The sequence below is a fragment of the Synechococcus sp. 65AY6A5 genome (genome assembly GCF_002760415.1).
Lineage (GTDB): Bacteria > Cyanobacteriota > Cyanobacteriia > Thermostichales > Thermostichaceae > Thermostichus.
This window is the reverse complement of the sequence record NZ_AXUW01000001.1, coordinates 1,816,952-1,833,230: the sequence shown is the minus strand read 5'-3', so window position 1 is coordinate 1,833,230 and position 16,279 is coordinate 1,816,952. Positions and strand designations below refer to the sequence as shown.

Genomic DNA, 16,279 nt, shown 5'->3' with positions numbered 1-16,279 from the left:
CTAGTCTCACGCCATCTCTTGGCTTTTGGGGAGAACAGCAGTTCGGTATCCCAACTTTCCCCTGCTACAGGTCACCCTGAGCCACTACCTTCACCGTTGTCAAGGCTTCCAGGTCGATGGGCCCGCGCACGTGCAGCCGCTGGGTGGAAATGCCCAAAGACAGGTCGCGAAACGCTCCCAAGGTGGGGATCCCGGCTCCCCGGCCTGCCGAGAGGGGAGAGGTGTTGATGTGGATCAGGGCGGCATCCACCTCCTGGAGAAAGCGCTGGGCTGCCGATTGGCTGTCGGTGAGGATCGTCTCCGATTGACGACAGCCATTTTTGTTGATCCAGGCGATCGCCTCCGTCAGGTCGGCAACGGGCTGGAGGCGCAGATGAGGCCGTTCTGTGGAGTCAAAGCCTTCCCCCAGCGGCTGAAGCTGGGGGAATCGCTCCAGAATGGGGGCTGCTGCCTGTATATCGATCCCTTGACCCAGCAAGTCTTCAATCAGGGCGGTCAGATGATGGGCGGCCCAATCGGTGTGGATCAGCAGCCAAAGGGTGAGGGGCTGATAGATCGGGATCCCTTCTGGGCCATAGCGAGCCAAGGGATCCAACAAAACCGACTTCACCAAAGGCCAAGGAGCGGTGCGATCCACATAGATGTGGCCGTACCCCAGATGCGTGACCAGAGTCGGCACTTTGCTGGCCTGCAACAGGAACTCCACCCAGCCGGGGCGACCGCAGGGGATCACCAGATCCACATAGCGGGTTTGCTGCAACAACAGCAACAGTGGGGAATCGGCCTGGGGATCGGTCGCTTGGTCTTGGGCGGGGAGGGTTTGAATGGCCCCTTCCGGGATCCCGTGCTCGTAGGCGGTCTCTGCCAACAGGTTGACCAGGGCCTGATGGGTTTTCTGGATGGGGCCGCTGCCGGCCAAGATCACGCCATTGCTCGTCTTGAGACACATGCCAATGCCATTCAAGGCAAACTCGGGGTAGATCTCGTAGACCAAGGCGATCAGCCCCAAAGGGACGCGGTAGCGGCCAATAAACAGCCCGTTGTCCTGACGGCACCCCCTCTCCAGGCTCCCGATGGGATCCGGCTGTTGGGCCAGGAGAGCAAGCAACTGGGCGGATCGCTGCAGGCGCTCGGGGGTAAGCTTGAGGCCGTTGAGGATCCACTCCGGCAGGGTTTGCTCGCGGCAGCTTTCCAGGTCGAGGGTATTGGCCTCCAACAGCAGATCGGAGCGCTCCAGCAAACGGCGCGAGAGAGCCAGCAGGGCCTGGCGTTTGGTTTCGCCGCTCAAGCGCTGGAGCTGAGGCAGCAAGCGGCGCACCTGGCGCAGGGTGGTGCTGAGGTCAAAGGCTGAACCAAAATCGGTCACTCGCTTCCCTCCTGCCCGGCTGACCGACGACAGACCTGCTCCTGACCACTGCTAACAAGAAATGGCTAGATCCACAAGGGCTGAAACTAGGGATCCCTGGCAACGATCCCAAGCATCTCAAGGCCGCCGCAGCAGCAGGATCGCCGTCACCATCAACAGCGTCAGCAACAGGCAAAGAATCAGGAACCAACTGAGCAACTGGGCTTGGCTGGGGAAGAGCAACACGCCCAGAAACCCCACCGCCAAAGCAACCCCCAGGCTGAGGGTGAGGCCCAAGAGCGCAGATCCCTGGAAAGTGCTTTGCCGGTGCAACACCCACTGATGGCCGTTCCAGAACCAGATTTTACGGTAGGGGTAGGAGACGGCCAGTTGCTCAATGTGCAAACGGTCGGGGGTGATGGCGAAAATATGCTGGCAACGGCTGCAGCCAAAAGCCTCAGTCAGGGTAATCAGGCGCAACTGACCTTGGTGGCAACAGGGGCAGGGGTAAATTTTGGTGGGCTCGATGGGCTGAGCCACTCGCAGGGACGATTTCTGCCGAGGCCACTTGTGGGGAGAGGAAAACGCCACAGCTCTCAGTCGGTGAGAAGTCGGGATCCCTCACATCCTATCCTCAAGAAAGCAGGGTCAAGCCACCCAGAGATGGTGGACGTAGCGCCAGGTCAAGATCTGGTTGAGGACGAGGAAGATCAGGCCCAGAAGCCCATAGCCCAGCTTGAGAACTCTGCTTAGGTGGGGGCGCGCCCACAGGGGAAGGAAGCCGAAATCTGTGTGCTTGGCCCAGTGCAGGAGGGCCAGCACTTGCACGAGGTGAACCGGTAGGCAGTAGCGAATCATGCTTCGCTGGCCTAGGGGACTCATGCCGGCTACAGCGATGTAGAACATAGCCCAGGCAGCTAGGTGAAACCCCAGCCGCTCCTGCCAGCGCCGGCTCTTACCGGCCACGACACTCAAACCATCCAGCAAGCCTGTAACAACTAGGGATCCCAGCGTAACAGACACAAACAGTTGGCTGAGAGCATCAGACCACAGGCCAGGATCCTGCAGCGGTGCAGAAGGAGAGAGCAAGACCTGCCATCGCTCAGGGGAAAGAACATAGGTATGAGCCTGGAAAAGGGCTTGGTAATTGGCCTGGACGCCGGTAAAGTAGCGCTGCATCTCCATGTAGAGATCCCAGCGACCGAAGCGGAGCTGACAGTAGAGGAAAAAACTCAGCCCCCCCAACAAGGCCAAAACAACGGCGCCTGCCGTCCAAAACCAACGGCGGGATAGCCGCAGCAGGGGAACCAGCGCCACCGGCAAACCCACAATGCGGGTGGCACTCATCGCAAAACCGTGGATCCCGGCCAGGAGCCCTGCCTTCATCGAATTCAAGCAGGCCAACCAGTAGAAAAAACCCAACAAGCTGGCCATGAAGAGGGATTCGCTGTAGCCCACGACAAGGTAAAAACTGCTGGGATAGACCAAGATAATCAGACTTGCCAAAACTTGCCAAAGAGTGGGGATCTGCCAGCGGCGGTAAAACAGGAAAAGGTAAATCCACATCAGCCAGCAAAAGAGCTGGGCAGTGAGATAAAGCCCCAGTTCAGGGTCAACTCCCAACAGGCGGCTCATGGCGGCCACCGCCAGGGGATAGCCTGGAAAGAAGGCCACATTGCTCTGCTCGTAGGCAATCTTGTCAAAGCCCACAAACTGATACCCCCGCTCCACAATGCTCAGGTACCAGTAGCTATCGCGCTGGGTTAAACCCTTGAAGATGGAAGCATAGTCATCCTCCTGGCTCCAAAAGGAGATCAAGAAAATCTGCAGCAGCGTCAAAGCCACAGCGGGAAGCAAAACTTGGACGGCAAAAGAGACCAGATGCTGCCGGCTGTGCTGCAAGAGGTGGCTAGGAGGGAAGCTCATTGTCGCACCTTTGCGGGTGGGGATGGCACTTTAATCTCCTCTTGGTAATCGTCATCGGAGTTCACCTGCCAGAGATCGTGGCTGCCGGGTTGGAGAATGTTCTCAGCAGCCAGCAGGCCCATCAGCAAACTGTGATCTTGGTTGTTATACTTAAACGAGCCGTAGCGGCCTACCAGTTGCAGATTTTCAAACTCGCCAAGATACCTCTGCAAAATGGCCAAGTCTTCTTTGTAGCTGCCGGCGTAGATGGGATAGGTGCGGGGCAGGCGCACCACAAAGCCACCGCAGATCTTCTGATCCTGGAGCAGGCCAATTTGGCGCAGCTCCCTCTCAGCCAAAGCCAGCAATTCCTCCTCAGGGGCTTGCCACAAGGGATCCTCAAAGTTGCACCAATACTCACAGCACAAGGGGGTTTGTTCTCGGTTGGGGAGCATAGCCGGCGACCAATTGGCAAAATTGGTTACCCGACCAACTTGTACTGTTGGTTCATTGATATACAGCCAGTTATCGGGGAAAAGCTGGGATCCCTGCACAATCAAGTAAACCAAAACGGTGTTGCGAAACTTGAGCTTGCGAGCTGCCTGCAGCACTTGGGGGGGAGGCAGTTCCCGCAGGCTCTGCACCAACACTGTCAAAGGGATGGAAGAAATGACGTGGGAGGGGGAGACCCAAGTTTCCCTTCCATCCTGGAGATGGCGCAATTGCAGCTCGACAATCCGGGATCCCTGATGTCTAAGGGCGATGACTTCTGTATTTAGCCAAACCTTTTGACCCTCAGCCAGCAAAAACTCCTGCATTTTTTCGTAGAGCTGGCCGGATCCCAGGCGGGGAAACTGAAACTGGTCGATCAGGGATTTGACCGAACCGCGCTTCCAGCCCAAGGCCTTGCGGATGGCTTGCCCAAGGCTGAGACCTTTGATGCGCTGGGCAGCCCAATCGGCGCTGATTTCGGTACAAGGGATCCCCCAGAGCTTTTCCGTGTAGCTCTTGAAGAACATCTGAAAAAGCCGGCTACCAAATTTTCCCTTGACCCAGTCGGCAAAGTTCTGGGGAGCTGGGTGCGGGATAAGTTGGGCCCAGAGGTAGGAAAGAACAATGAGCAGGCTTTCCCACCAGCCAACTTTGCGCAGGACTTCCCAGGCTTGAATGGGGTACTGAAAATAGTGCTTGCGGTAGTAGATGCGGGTAAGCCGCCGGACAGTCACTTGTTCGGATCCCAAAACCTGGTTCCACAGCTCCAGCACCGCTGGGATCTTGGTAAAAAAGCGGTGCGGGCCATAGTCGAGAATGAACCCCCGGTAGCAAATGCTTTTGGCCAAGCCCCCAACCCTGTCTTCCCGTTCCACTACCACCACAGGGAAGCCCAGTTGGGTCAAGCGGTAGGCAGCCGCCATGCCCGCCGGCCCTGCTCCCAGAATGTAGATGGGATCCCGCACGCCGCCCCTTCCCCACGATCGTCTTCAAGCGTTGCCGACATTGTACGGTAGTGCGAGAAACCCTTTCCTACACAACCCTGGGAAAATGGGTAGAGGTTAGACTGAGGAGGCTGCGGCTGGAGGCTGGCCTGTGCTGTTGACCAAGGGCTTTGAGGTAGAAATGTACACCGGCACCGCCGCCGGGGAAGTGGTGGGGCTGTCGGAGCGCATCTGCCGGGCCTTGCCGGGGTTCATGCGAGAACCAGATCGGCGCAACGTGGAGTACATCACCCCGCCCCTTCGCCGCTACGAGGATCTGCTCTGTGCCCTGCTGCGGCCTCGGCTGCAACTGCGGCAATTTTTGCGCCGCCTTGGCCCCTACACCCTGTTGCCGGGGAGCACGCTGGCTTTGGGCGGCAGCGACCACTTTGAGCGCTCGGATCCGGACAACCCCTACCACGACTACATCGAGCGCACCTACGGCACGCGGGTGGTGACCGCCAGCATCCACATCAATGTTGGCCTGCCGGATAGCGAGGCCATTTTTCTTGCCTGCCGTTTGCTGCGGGCGGAAGCTCCCCTGTACTTGGCCCTGAGCGCTTCTTCTCCGTTTCTGGACGGCCAGGTGACAGGCTACCATTCCAGCCGTTGGCAGGTGTTTCCCAAAACGCCGGCCCAGGTGCCCTTCTTCCGGGATCACGCCCATTACATCGCCTGGATGCGGGAGCAACTGGCCCTGGGCACGATGCAGAATGTGCGCCACCTCTGGGCCTCTGTGCGGCCCAACGGCCCAGAGCGGCCCTACCATCTCAACCGGGTGGAGCTGCGCATCTGCGACCTGGTGGCAGATCCGGTGATGACCCTGGCCATCACTGCCTTGGTAGAGGCCCGTCTCTGGCAGTTGCTGGCCCAGCCAGAAGCGCTGGATCCCTTGCGGGGGCCTTTGACACCGACGGAGCTGGAGAGCCTTTGCGAGGCCAACGAGCAGGCCGCTGCTCGCGAGTCCTTGCGAGCCCGTCTGGTCGATTGGCGCACGGGCCGAGAACGGGTGGCCCAGGAGTGGATTGAAGAGCTGCTGACCGAAGCGTGGCGCCTCGGCCAACCCCAGGGCCTGGGCTGCTTTTTGGCTCCCCTGCAAACTCTGCTCCAACAGGGCAACGAGGCCCAGCGCTGGCTGAAGCAGGTCGACCAGGGATCCACACCCGCCCAGGTGTACCAACGGGCCATTCAGGAGCTGGCCGAACAAGACCGAGAAAGACAAGAGACCCTCTGCCAGCTTGTTGGCTAAGCCTTTGCCCAACGGTGGGCGCTTCTCAGTCCGGTGCCTGCCCCCCACCAGATCCCCAGTTCAAACCTGACTTAGATTCGCCTAGACAGGCTCCACCACTTCCCCTAGGGCTTGCCGAGCCACACAAAAGGATAGCTTGGTAGCCCCGCACTTGAGTGCGGGGCGGAAAAGCCCGCTAGCGACTTTGGTCGCTTACCCATGATGGGGGTCGTTGATATAGTTTCATAGCTCAAACAACCTCTTCCTGACTTCTCCTACCAAGACCTCTTTCCTTCTCTTTAGCCAAAAAATAAGATAAACAACCGCTAGCCCCACACCATGGTTGTAGTGATTGTACCGTTGACTTTCCTCTCGCACTATCGCTTGCCCATGTCAGACTGCGGTTGTCATGCCGCTTGCCAACAATGATGGAGTACGGCTGTCAGCAGGTTATAGTCAGGAACAGAGAGCTAGTCCCCCTATTAGTGTGTCAACAGTCTAATAAGCAACTGTGCTTTGTACTATGCGAGACAAGTCTATTTCAAAACGAAGCGATGGGCAAGCTATGGTGAGCTTTGCGCTGAGATGGGGAGAACCCAAAGCAAGCACTTCATCGCAATGTATGTTTCCGCCGCGCAACAGACCTGCAAGTCTGTAGCTGAAGTGGGTCTATGCCAAGCCTGCTCGACCTCAATCGCTGGATCCGAGAAAAGCTTTAGCAATTGACCACGGAGTCAACAACTGGCTTACGTGCGTTAGCAACTTAGGACATAGCTTCATCATTGACGGCCGCAAAGTCAAGTCCTTTAACCAGGGGTACAACAAGGAGCTGGCTAGGCTCAAGACTCACAAGCTGCCGGGGTTTTGATTGCAAAAGCTTGGTCGAATTACGGAAAAAAGAAACCGGCGGATGCGGGATGCAATCCACAAAGCTGCGCGCAAGGTCATTGACTTCTGTTTACACCACTCAATTGGGAGAATCGTCTTTGGTTGGAACAAAGAACAAAAACAAGAATGCGGCTTTAACCAAAACTTTGTTTTCATTCCAACAGGTCGGTTCAAGGAGCGTATTGCGCAATTATGTCAGCATTATGGCATGGAGTTTATTGAGGTAGAGGAGGCGTACAGCTCGCAGGCAAGCTTCCTAGATGGAGATGAGCTACCTAATTATGGTGAAAAACCCGACGGGTGGAGACCCTCTAGGCTGAGGCGAATGCTGCCACCAACCTACTTAAGAAAGTCAGCAGAACCTTGGGGCTTTGCGTGAAGGAACTGTCTAGAGGCGCTTTGACAACGCCGTTACGGGTTCTTTTGTGGACTGCGTAAGAATCCCCCGCCTTTAGGCGGTGGGAGTGTCAATTCTGGCTTTCCCGAACTCCTCTTCTTCCACCAAAATCACCGGGATGGGGCTGGTCTCCAACACCGCTTGCGAAGTGGATCCCAGCAATACTTGCTCCCAGCCGCGCTGGCCCCGCTTGCCCATGACTATATCGGTAACCTGACGCTCCTGGGCTAGGCCCACGATGGTCTCTGCCAAAGGCCCGGAGGCCAGGCAAAATTCGTGGCGAATGTCGGCCAAGAGGCGCTGGGCCAGCTGCCGCAACTGTTCTACTCTCTTCCCCTGCGGCTCGTCGGTAACATGGAGCACAATCACTTCCCCGTCCAGCCGCCGCGCCAGATCCGCTGCCTTGCGCAGCACTGCCTCGGCCAAGGGAGAAGTATCGACGGCTGCCAAGAAGCTCACCTTGCCCTGGCTGCCCACCTTGGTGGGATCCACCTCCCCTTTTTCCAGCAGGCGAGGAGCAAAGACCTGGGTCAGCCAAGCCCCTAGGGGTGCTGTGGCCAGAATCGACAAGGCCGCTATGGCCAGGATGGTCTCTCCGCCAGGGATCCCTTGGGCCAAGGGGATGCCGCCGATGGCCGCCTGCACCGTGGCCTTGGCCATGTTGCCCGGCAGCAAAAAGAGCCGCTCCCGCCAGTTCCAGTTGCTCCCTACCGTGGAAAGCCACCAGCCCAGGCCCCGGCCCAACAGCAGGCTCAGGGTCAAAAGCAGCAAGCCGGGCAAGAGCAGGGATCCCAGTACCTGCAGATCCAAAGAGGCCCCCAGCAGGACAAACAGCACGATCTCCGCCACCGTCCAGAGGGCGTCGAACCCAAGCCGCAGCCGCCGCGCCAGCGGCCCATCCAGTTGGACGAGAAAAAACCCCAGGGCCATCACCGCCGGGTAGCCGGAAAAATAGGGCCACACCTGCGACGCCAACACCAGGCCCAGCGCCAGGCAGGCTGCCAGCAACACCTCTTGCGTGCTGTTGCGCGTCCAGTTCTGCTGCACCAGGAGCGCCACCAAAAGCCGCGCCCCCAGGTAGCCGATGACCACCCCCAGCAGGATCTCCATCCCCACCTGGAACGGCAGCCACTGCAGCGGCGACAGCTCCAGGCCGAACAGGCGAAGGCCCTCTGGAGATCCCTGCCCCAAAAAGCTCAGCAACAGGCTAAAGCCCAACAGCAGCAGCACGTCGGAAAGGGCGCTGCCGGTCAAAATGGCGTCCGGGATCCCTTTGGCCACCCCCCAGCCCAAGCTCTTGAGGCGCAACATCCCCGGCACGATCACCGCCGGCGACTCCGCCCCGATTACACAGCCCAAAAGCAGCCCCGTCGCCCAGTCCAACCCCAGGATCCAGCGGCTCAAGAGCGCCACCGCCAGCGCCTCACAGGCTGCCGGCAAAAACCCCAGCCGCAGCGCCACGGATCCCTGCTGGGCCAGCTTTTCCCGATCCAGCCCCAGCCCGGCCTTCATCAGGATAATCGTGACGGCCACCAAGCGCAGATCCCCGGCTGCCGCCAACAGCTCTGGGGACAAGACCTCTTGCAACAGGATCCCGACCAGGATCATCCCCACTAGCGGCGGCATTCCCAGCCGGCCCAGGATCTGGCCGACAAAAAAGCCCATCCCCAAGATCCACAGCCAACTGCCCAGCATCAACAAAACCTCTCTCCTCGCCGTCCGCGTGTTGAAGGGCAGCCCAGGGAGAAAAAGCCGTTCGCGTTTCTGCGGGGTGAGAACTCAACATCAAAGACTCCCACCCCCTGGATCTGCCCAGAAGAGTAGGAGTCATCAGCCCCAGCTCTAAGTCTTAGAGAAACTTTATCCCTAGGATCTGCCTGAGGCGGTTGCGGCGAACCCCATCGCCCGTTGCCGGGAAGGACCAAGCAGCCTGCCCGCAACACATGTGCCCCTTACCATATCACGCCCCATCTTCCACCGCAACCAAGCGATAGGGGTGATGGGAACGGCCAATGGAGCCATAGAAATCGCTGCAGACATTGTGGGTAAAGCGATCGCTGAGGCCGCGGGTAACCTGCTGCACCACCTGGCTGCCCACTTTCTGAACCAACTTGCGCGGCAGAACCTGCAAAAACTTGGGCAAATGCAGCCGGATATTCAGCTGGAGATCCCAGTGGACGCGGGTGGTGGCCAGGGATCCCGGTAGTTCTTCCAGCCGGAAGCTGGCCCGACAATCCACCCAGTAGGGCAGGGCGGCATCCCCCGGCAGCTCAATGGAAGTCAGCCGAAACAGGTAATCTTCCTCTGGCCAGATCTTCACCCCAAAGCTGGGCTCCAGCTCAAACCCCAGCCCGCCCATGCGGAAAAACTGCAGCCTATAGATTTCGGCAGAGAGGGGCTCCACCTGGAGTGGCCGGAAGCAGCGCTGGATCCACTGGCCATGGCCGCGCAGGTAACGGGCCAAAGTCTCCCGGTCGGTTTCCAGATCCACCTGGCCCCGTCGCGCAGCCTGTAAATCTAGGTAGGTCTTGGCGGGGGGTTGCTCCATCTCCTCCAAAGGCAGCTCCCCCTCCTCGGACAGAGCACCTTCACTGAGGGGAACGGCGGGCTTGGAGCTGGCGATAGACATCCCGAATATCCACCTGATGATGAGCAAGAGCCACGAGGCAGTGGTACCAGAGATCCGCCACCTCGCGGGCCAGGGCTGCCTTGTCTCCCTCTTTTGCCGCCATCACCACTTCAGCCGTCTCCTCGCCGAGTTTTTTCAGGATGGCGTTGTCTCCCTTGGCCAGCAGGCTGCTGGTGTAGGAATCGGGCCGGGGATCCGCCTGGCGGGCCTTGACCACGGCAAACACCTGCGACAGGGTATCGGCGGCCGGCATGGGATCCCCTTCCTTCTCGGGGAGAGTGCGGAAGAAGCAGCTTCGCGCCCCTGTGTGGCAGGCCGCCTCTCCCACCTGCTCCACCAAGATAACCAGCGCGTCGCTGTCGCAGTCGTAGCGGATTTGCTTGACCCACTGCACGTGGCCAGAAGTTTCCCCCTTGGGCCACAGCGCCTGGCGGGAGCGGCTCCAGAACCAGGTGCGGCCCGTTTCCAGAGTCTTCTGCAGCGACTCGCGGTTCATCCAGGCCATCATCAGCACCGTCCCGTCCAGGTAGTCCTGCACGATGGCCGGGATCAAACCCTGTTCGTTGTAGCTGAGGTTGTCTAGATGGGCGATTTCCGCCGGCAGAAGAGTGCGGGGCAGATTTGCTGAAGCAAGAGAGGCCAAAGCAACAACCATCAAAGGCGGCAGAAAATCAGAAAGGTTAAAGATTCCTGAAAGCAGGATAGCAGAACTCGCCCCAGAAAGGATATCTCTCACTCCCCCCAGATCCCAACCCCGCTCGGCCACTTTCACGCGCAACAGTCGCGACCAGCCTGGCTTCTGCCGGGAGAAACTTCACCCTGCAAACCAGGGGGGCCTAGCCTGGCTTTGGCCTCAGCTTGAGGTTAAATCGCTGCGCTCACCAACTCTTTGCAGCTATGGCTGTGGGGAGTATGTCAATCCAGAGCCGCTCTCGGCAGCAGCTTCCGGGTCGGCTTGCGCTCCAGAGGCCAAGTTGGCCGCTCCAGACGGGTATCCACCAACACAGAGGCTGGGGCGAGATTAACCCGCTCCAGTAAGCGTTGCAGCAGTTGAGCATCGATGGCATCCACCCTAAGGACTCCGTCCCACGGACGCGATCGGGACAGGGTTGCCGTTCCCGCCACCAGGGGAGTGGGGGTTGTTTGCGGGGATCCCGTCTCACCGCCCCCAGCTAAGGACTCCGTCCCGCTGACGCGATCGGTCAACAGCAACTCTGCCACTGCCTGGGCCACCTCATTGCCATACACCCCATCGGGGCCAGAGGGGAGCAGATCCAGCCGTCCCTGCTGAGCGGCCAGGCGGCTTAAGCCCAGTTGCACCGCCACCACGGCCGGGCCCCGCTCCCCCCGCTTGAGGGTGCGCTGGCCGGCCAGGATGCTCTCCAGCTGCGCCTTGGCCACTTCCTGGTCGCCGCTGGGGAGCAACTGCACCAGCCCCTCCAGCCGGCTGCCGGGAGAGTTGGCGCTTGCCTGCTGCTGGGGATCCTCCCTCCACAAACGGGTTAGGTCGTAGAGCAAAATGGCATGGGGCACCGGGCGGCTGGGCTGGTTGGGGCCGGCATGGCCAGTGGCCAGAATTTCTCCTCGGTAAACCAACGAAGTGCTAAAGCCAGAGTCCAGCAGCACCGCCTCGCGGATCCCGATTTTGGGCAATAGGCTAGCCAGGATGGCGGCGTTGACGTGGGTTTTGGTAACTCCGATTACCACCTGATCCTGGTCGTCCACCCCAAAAAAGGCGCGGGGTCGGAACTCGGCGGCGCTAGAGAGGCGAAACGAGTCAATCTCCGCTGGCGAAAGGGCCCGGCCATCCTTGACCAGCCACAAGCCCGCCACAAACAGGTCCGTGACATCCGGCATGAGCTGGCGAAGGTTGTCGAGCTGAGTCATCGTGTCGGGATCAAAAGGCACAAAGCGCAGCCGATCCCTGCCCAGCAGCACCAGGGGGCGACCGCGCACCACCTTGTCGTCTTCGGGGCGACCGGGGATGAACGTCTTGTGGTTGGCGGCCATCACCGGTCCCACCATGACGTTGCTGGCGGAGTTGATCCAAGGAATGGAGAAGAAGCTGCCGTTGATGCCGGCATCGGCCTGGTAGCGCTGGGCCAAGGTTCTCACCTCGTAGCGCCGCTCCGCGTGCACCGTGGCTGCCCGTCCGCCGCGGATGGTGAGGATCCTCACCCCGTCAATGACCTCATCGGTCGGGGCCAGGGGCTGAGTCACATCCAGCCAGTAGTCGGGGCTGCGGCTGAGGGTGAAGGTGCGGGCGCCGATGATGGCCTCGGTGATGCGAAACTGGTTAAAGCGCCGTACCTCCAGCAAGTTGGGCGACTGTCCCGTAAAGCCGGGATCCATCGTAAAGGCCATCCAGTAACCCGCCTCGGCCAGGTATTGCTTTACCCGCTCGTCCCGATTGCCTTCCGGATAGGCGAAGTAGTGGATGGGGTGGCCCAGCTCCTCTTCCAGCTTGGTCTTGCAGTCAAACACCTCTCGCCGCAGGCGGGCATCGTCTAGCACCCGTAGGTCAGGGGGATGGTTGACGGTGTGGGCAGCAAAGTCGATCAACCCGCTGGCATCCATCTCCCGCATCTGATCCCAGGTGAAGTGATCTTTGCTGGTGGGCACGCCGACAAAGCCGGTCTGCACAAAGTAGGTGGCGGGGTAGTTGTACTCCTTCAAAAGCGGGTAGGCGTTTTCGTAAAGCCCAAGGTAGGCGTCGTCAAAGGTGAGCAAAATGGCCTTTTCCGGCAAGGGATCCCCATCTCGCAGGTGTTTGTAAAGCTGGTCGATGTGGATGGGAATCAGCCCCGCCTGCTTGATGGCTTCAAAGTGCTGTCGCAGCTCCGCCGCCGTGGTGTCAAACCAAACCTCTTTGCGGCCGGCCACCACATCATGATACATGATGGCGGGCACGTAGGAGAGGCTGGCCAAGGGATCCAACGCAAAGGGATCCCGCTGCAGTTGCGGCTGTTGGGGGAGGGGCGGGCGCTGTCGGGCTGCCTTGGCCTCGGCCCGAGGCGCTGGCAACTCGGCTGGGGGTGGCAGCAGCCCCGACAGGCGGCTCACCCAAGCAGGATGGGCAGTGGCCCAGGCCACCAGGGCTCCCGTCCCAAATCCCAGCACTGTGGTCAACAAAGCCAAGAAGCGGAGCAGCCGGAAGCGCAACTGGGTTGGCGGTCGCTGCGCAGAGCTAGAAAGACTTCGGCCCAGGAAGGGGGATCCCCTTTTTGCCCTAGGAACTGGATGGCCGCCCCGGCGCGTCGGCGGCTGTCGAGACGTCATGTCCTCCTCCTCACCGGCAAAACCAACGTCAGCCTACCACCCCCATCTCCTGGTTGGGGATAGGGAAGCCCTTGCCCGTGGTTCCCTCCAAAACGCCCAGGGATCCCTTTCCTCGCCCAGGTAGCACCCCAGCCCATAGAAGTGGCAGCAGAGCCAAAGCCCACCGCCCCAGATGCCTTCCAGGCAAGTTAGTCGAGGTTGCTCAACAAATTGGACTCCGTAATGCTGACGATCTTGCCCCCCCTTTGGGTAATCCGCTTTACTTCTTGAGAAAGGCGGCTGAAGGGCACTTTGTACTCGACAACGCTTTTGCGCACGCCCCCTCCCACCAGACCGGCTACCTTGATGGTGAAGATCTTGTCGCTGTTGGGCAGGGACGAGGCTGCCGAAGGGGCAACCTGAGCAGGTTTGGTCGCTGGAGCCGCTTCCGCTTGCGGTGCAGCGGCACTCTCCCGCTCCAGAAGCAGCCGCCAACTGCGAGGATAGGCGGGAGCCAGACGATAAACCACCTTGTAAGAGCCGGTTACATGGTCATCTTCCGACTCCACCCTCACCACTGTTCCTGCTGGGATATCCAGTTTGGCGCCCTTGGACATGACTTTAATTCCAGGCCAATTGGTGGGCACATCCGTCAGCAGCTCAACTTCAAAGGACTGATCCCCCAACAACAACTTGGCCATGTGAATAACTCCGTTTTGCTCATCAGCAGGCGGCAGCCGAAGATCTGTGGCCGACCACGGCTTCACCGCTAGACATTTTACCGTTGCGGCTGCACCCCCTGAAGCTTCCCGCCGGCATCTGTCATCGAAAGTGGGTTTGTTGTAGATTTGTTAAGAAGTTGTAGTTGTCCCGAAGGTGGAGGGATCCCTATGCTGAGTGTGGCTCTGCCCGATCTGTCGGCAACTTCGGAGAGGTTGACGGCTGCCTTGCAGCCGGTGGCCCAGTTTTTTGCCGGCTTCAACCTGCCCCAGCCAATCGTGCAATGGGGACATCCTTTGATGATGGGCATTGTAGTAGTGGTCATGGGCAGCTTTGTCGGCCTGACCGGCTGGCGGGGGCGGGTCTTGCGCCTAGCAGCCGAGGGATCCCTGCCGGAATCGGCCCAAAAGCCGCTTTGGGATCACCGCAAGCTGGCCCCTTGGATGGCCACCTTCATTGCCCTAGGCTACACCGGCGGCCTTCTCTCCTTGGTCATGCAGGGCCAGCCCCTGCTGAGCAGCCCCCATTTTTGGACGGGATCCCTGGTGTTGCTGCTGTTGGCAGCCAACGGTGCCCTGTCCCTAAGTGGCTTTGGGGGCAACCGCGAGGCCCTGCGCACCACCCATGCCTACTTAGGCAGCCTCATCCTCTGCGTGCTCTTCGCCCATGCTTTGCTGGGACTGAAGCTGGGCCTATCTCTGTAGGCGATCCCGGCTTTCTTCCTTCCAGTGCCTGGGGTGGGGGCGTTGCTCAGCGAAGTAAGCAGAACCTTAGGGCTTTGCCCTAGAGAACTGTGTAGGGGCGTCTTGACAACGACTTGATGAGTCCGCTTGTGGACTGCGTAGGAATCCCCCGACTTTAGTCGGGGGAGTGTTTCGGGACAAAGAGACGGCCCCAGAAGTTGTAGCCGAGGGATTTTTCTGGAACTTCAAGGGAGATGAGGCTCTGTTCCCGCTGGTTTCCGAAGCCTAACGAATTCGTCTAGCCCACTTTTCAATCCCCTACTTCCAGTTCATACCTCCCTGGCGGAACCTCTGCCCTACCAGATTAGCGCCGTCTATGAAAAAATGCTGACGCGGCAGCCGCTGCGCTTTTTGCTGGCTGAAGATCCCGGCGCCGGCAAGAGAGTTATGGCGGGGCTCTTGATTCGCGGCAATCTGCACCGTTGTCTCATTGTCTGTCCTGGCAGCCTAGTGCTGCAGCGGATTGAAGCTGCGCGAACGGGAAATTTGTTTCAAGAGATCCCTTTGCTGATTGCCCGGCTGGATAAACTGAGCCGAGATGAGGCGCTGCAAGAAAAGCTGAAGGCAACAGATTGGGATTTGATTGCTGTCAATGAGGCTCACAAGCTCTCGGCCTCTTTTTTCGGCGGAGAAGTCAAGGAAACCAAGCGCTATAAGCTAGGTAAGTTGCTCTCCCAGCTAACGCGCCATTTCTTGCTAATGACAGCTACCTCCCACAATGGTAGGGAAGAGGATTTTCAGCTCTTCCTAGCCCTTCCGGGCGGGGATCGCTTTGAGGGAAGATTCTCAAGAAAGTGATGGCAATTATTGCGGAACAACCAGACTTCTACCTGTGGCAGTATCAAGAACTCTTGCGGGAGGGCTTAGCGATTGATGTGAGTACCGTCACGATACACAATCTCTTGAAAAAGCAAGGAATGACTCTAAAAAAAGACTTACCGCAGTGCGAGAGACCAAGAAGAAGAGGTGCAAAGAGAACGACTAGCTTATAGTCAAGAAGTCAGGGATATTCCAGCGGAGGATTTGATTGCCCTCGACCAGACAGGGGTGTGGGAGGGAATGAAACGGGGAGTAGCTCGGAAAAGAGGGCCTATGAGCAGGAGACAGGCACTGGCTAGAGCAGTTCTGGGCGGCTTAGCTTGTGTCGGCTTAGGTTTTGGGTGTGGTCGCGGCCCTTGGCTGCGCCAGTTGGGCACCCCTTCCTCTGACGAAGCCCGCGCCATCGCGATTGATGCCCAGGGAAATGTTTGGGTGGCAGGGGTAACCGAGGGAAACTTTTTTGGCCAAAGCTCGGCGGGGAGCAGCGATGTTTTCTTGCGCAAGTACACAAGAGGATAGCTTGGTAGCCCCGTACTTGAGTGCGGGGCGGAAAAGCCCTTGAGCAACTTTAGTTGTTTCTTTGTTATAGTTAGTACAGAGCTTCTCCAGGAAAACAACCTACTGCGGTGCAAAACCCGCGCGGCAATAACTAACCTGGAGGAACTTAAGTCCGAAGTAAGCAGAACTTTGAGGTTATGCCTCAAAGGACTGTCTAGGGGCGTCTTGACAGCGCCTTCGCGAGTCCATTTTGGGCTGCGTAAGAATCCCCTGGGTGGGAGTGTCAACCAGGGAACTTTCCCCGGCCAGACCAGCGCCGGCGGGCAGGCTGCTTTTGTGCTTAAGTACGGTCGCTAAGCTGAGGTGTACGCTGA

The 16,279-nt window shown here is 59.1% G+C and carries 15 protein-coding genes, 2 pseudogenes and 1 riboswitch; of the genes and pseudogenes, 7 read left to right on the top strand and 10 right to left on the bottom strand.

All coding sequences use genetic code 11. The features are described from left to right. Positions 1-64: 64 nt before the first annotated feature. The 4 genes from SYN65AY6A5_RS08750 to SYN65AY6A5_RS08735 form a co-directional block, all read right to left on the bottom strand. Positions 65-1,366, bottom strand: a complete 1,302-nt coding sequence (locus SYN65AY6A5_RS08750) for a gamma-glutamyl-phosphate reductase (RefSeq protein WP_011429403.1) — start codon at positions 1,364-1,366, stop codon at positions 65-67. A gap of 117 nt (positions 1,367-1,483) precedes the next feature. Further along, positions 1,484-1,885, bottom strand: a complete 402-nt coding sequence (locus SYN65AY6A5_RS08745; protein ID WP_240530346.1) for a hypothetical protein — start codon at positions 1,883-1,885, stop codon at positions 1,484-1,486. Positions 1,886-1,993: 108 nt separating this feature from the next. Next, positions 1,994-3,271 (bottom strand): hypothetical protein, encoded by a 1,278-nt coding sequence (locus SYN65AY6A5_RS08740; RefSeq protein WP_011429405.1) that lies wholly within the window; start codon positions 3,269-3,271, stop codon positions 1,994-1,996. Further along, a complete protein-coding gene (locus tag SYN65AY6A5_RS08735) occupies positions 3,268-4,707 on the bottom strand; it encodes an NAD(P)/FAD-dependent oxidoreductase (protein WP_011429406.1) in 1,440 nt (479 codons plus the stop codon). Before SYN65AY6A5_RS08735 ends, SYN65AY6A5_RS08740 begins: the two co-directional genes overlap by 4 nt. A gap of 130 nt (positions 4,708-4,837) precedes the next feature. Between SYN65AY6A5_RS08735 and gshA the strand changes: the two genes are divergently transcribed. Then, on the top strand, positions 4,838-5,974 hold the full coding sequence (gshA, locus tag SYN65AY6A5_RS08730) for a glutamate--cysteine ligase (RefSeq protein ID WP_099884253.1): 1,137 nt from the start codon (positions 4,838-4,840) through the stop codon (positions 5,972-5,974). 225 nt (positions 5,975-6,199) lie between these two features. On the opposite strand, the pseudogene SYN65AY6A5_RS08725 reads toward gshA, so the two are convergent. Beyond that, positions 6,200-6,331, bottom strand: a pseudogene (locus tag SYN65AY6A5_RS08725) (IS200/IS605 family transposase); the annotation flags it as partial. Between the two features lie 280 nt (positions 6,332-6,611). On the opposite strand from SYN65AY6A5_RS08725, the gene SYN65AY6A5_RS14795 reads away from it, so the two are divergent. After that, positions 6,612-6,821, top strand: a complete 210-nt coding sequence (locus SYN65AY6A5_RS14795) for a transposase (RefSeq protein WP_206336864.1) — start codon at positions 6,612-6,614, stop codon at positions 6,819-6,821. 42 nt (positions 6,822-6,863) lie between these two features. After that, positions 6,864-7,220, top strand: a complete 357-nt coding sequence (locus tag SYN65AY6A5_RS14155; protein ID WP_049749708.1) for an IS200/IS605 family accessory protein TnpB-related protein — start codon at positions 6,864-6,866, stop codon at positions 7,218-7,220. A 72-nt stretch (positions 7,221-7,292) separates the two neighbouring features. Here SYN65AY6A5_RS14155 and SYN65AY6A5_RS08715 read toward each other — a convergent pair whose 3' ends face one another. The 5 genes from SYN65AY6A5_RS08715 to SYN65AY6A5_RS08695 form a co-directional block, all read right to left on the bottom strand. Next, positions 7,293-8,933 (bottom strand): cation:proton antiporter, encoded by a 1,641-nt coding sequence (locus SYN65AY6A5_RS08715; protein WP_041438822.1) that lies wholly within the window; start codon positions 8,931-8,933, stop codon positions 7,293-7,295. A gap of 119 nt (positions 8,934-9,052) precedes the next feature. After that, a riboswitch (Fluoride riboswitch) is annotated at positions 9,053-9,153 on the bottom strand. 45 nt (positions 9,154-9,198) lie between these two features. Next, positions 9,199-9,867 carry a DUF1997 domain-containing protein gene (locus tag SYN65AY6A5_RS08710; protein WP_228375414.1) on the bottom strand — a complete coding sequence of 223 codons (669 nt, stop codon included), beginning with the start codon at positions 9,865-9,867 and terminating at the stop codon, positions 9,199-9,201. Then, positions 9,827-10,459 (bottom strand): bifunctional phosphoribosyl-AMP cyclohydrolase/phosphoribosyl-ATP diphosphatase HisIE, encoded by a 633-nt coding sequence (hisIE, locus tag SYN65AY6A5_RS08705; protein WP_099813255.1) that lies wholly within the window; start codon positions 10,457-10,459, stop codon positions 9,827-9,829. Before hisIE ends, SYN65AY6A5_RS08710 begins: the two co-directional genes overlap by 41 nt. Before the next feature lie 323 nt (positions 10,460-10,782). After that, positions 10,783-13,146, bottom strand: coding sequence for a polysaccharide deacetylase family protein (locus SYN65AY6A5_RS08700; protein WP_240531019.1), 2,364 nt, complete (start codon positions 13,144-13,146; stop codon positions 10,783-10,785). Positions 13,147-13,334: 188 nt separating this feature from the next. Then, on the bottom strand, positions 13,335-13,826 hold the full coding sequence (locus SYN65AY6A5_RS08695) for a phycobilisome linker polypeptide (RefSeq protein ID WP_099812449.1): 492 nt from the start codon (positions 13,824-13,826) through the stop codon (positions 13,335-13,337). Between the two features lie 189 nt (positions 13,827-14,015). Here SYN65AY6A5_RS08695 and SYN65AY6A5_RS08690 point away from each other — a divergent pair, with 189 nt between their 5' ends. From SYN65AY6A5_RS08690 to SYN65AY6A5_RS14445, 4 genes and pseudogenes are all read left to right on the top strand, one after another. Next, positions 14,016-14,549 (top strand): DUF4079 domain-containing protein, encoded by a 534-nt coding sequence (locus SYN65AY6A5_RS08690; RefSeq protein ID WP_011429413.1) that lies wholly within the window; start codon positions 14,016-14,018, stop codon positions 14,547-14,549. A gap of 489 nt (positions 14,550-15,038) precedes the next feature. Next, the gene (locus SYN65AY6A5_RS14150) at positions 15,039-15,386 is read left to right on the top strand and encodes a hypothetical protein (protein WP_206336911.1); all 348 of its coding nucleotides are present in this window, start codon (positions 15,039-15,041) and stop codon (positions 15,384-15,386) included. Beyond that, a pseudogene (locus SYN65AY6A5_RS08680) lies at positions 15,377-15,752 on the top strand (hypothetical protein); the annotation flags it as partial. The gene SYN65AY6A5_RS14150 and the pseudogene SYN65AY6A5_RS08680, both read left to right, overlap by 10 nt. A 24-nt stretch (positions 15,753-15,776) precedes the next feature. Then, the gene (locus SYN65AY6A5_RS14445) at positions 15,777-15,926 is read left to right on the top strand and encodes an SBBP repeat-containing protein (RefSeq protein WP_228375497.1); all 150 of its coding nucleotides are present in this window, start codon (positions 15,777-15,779) and stop codon (positions 15,924-15,926) included. Positions 15,927-16,279: the final 353 nt, after the last annotated feature.

Bases quoted from the DNA above. Each gene is read 5' to 3' on its own strand.
- SYN65AY6A5_RS08740 (WP_011429405.1), bottom strand. From the start codon at position 3,271: ATGAGCTTCCCTCCTAGCCACCTCTTGCAGCACAGCCGGCAGCATCTG.
- SYN65AY6A5_RS14155 (WP_049749708.1), top strand. From the start codon at position 6,864: ATGCGGGATGCAATCCACAAAGCTGCGCGCAAGGTCATTGACTTCTGT.
- SYN65AY6A5_RS08710 (WP_228375414.1), bottom strand. From the start codon at position 9,867: ATGTCTATCGCCAGCTCCAAGCCCGCCGTTCCCCTCAGTGAAGGTGCT.
- SYN65AY6A5_RS08700 (WP_240531019.1), bottom strand. From the start codon at position 13,146: ATGACGTCTCGACAGCCGCCGACGCGCCGGGGCGGCCATCCAGTTCCT.
- SYN65AY6A5_RS08695 (WP_099812449.1), bottom strand. From the start codon at position 13,826: ATGGCCAAGTTGTTGTTGGGGGATCAGTCCTTTGAAGTTGAGCTGCTG.
- SYN65AY6A5_RS08715 (WP_041438822.1), bottom strand. From the start codon at position 8,933: ATGCTGGGCAGTTGGCTGTGGATCTTGGGGATGGGCTTTTTTGTCGGC.
- SYN65AY6A5_RS08690 (WP_011429413.1), top strand. From the start codon at position 14,016: ATGCTGAGTGTGGCTCTGCCCGATCTGTCGGCAACTTCGGAGAGGTTG.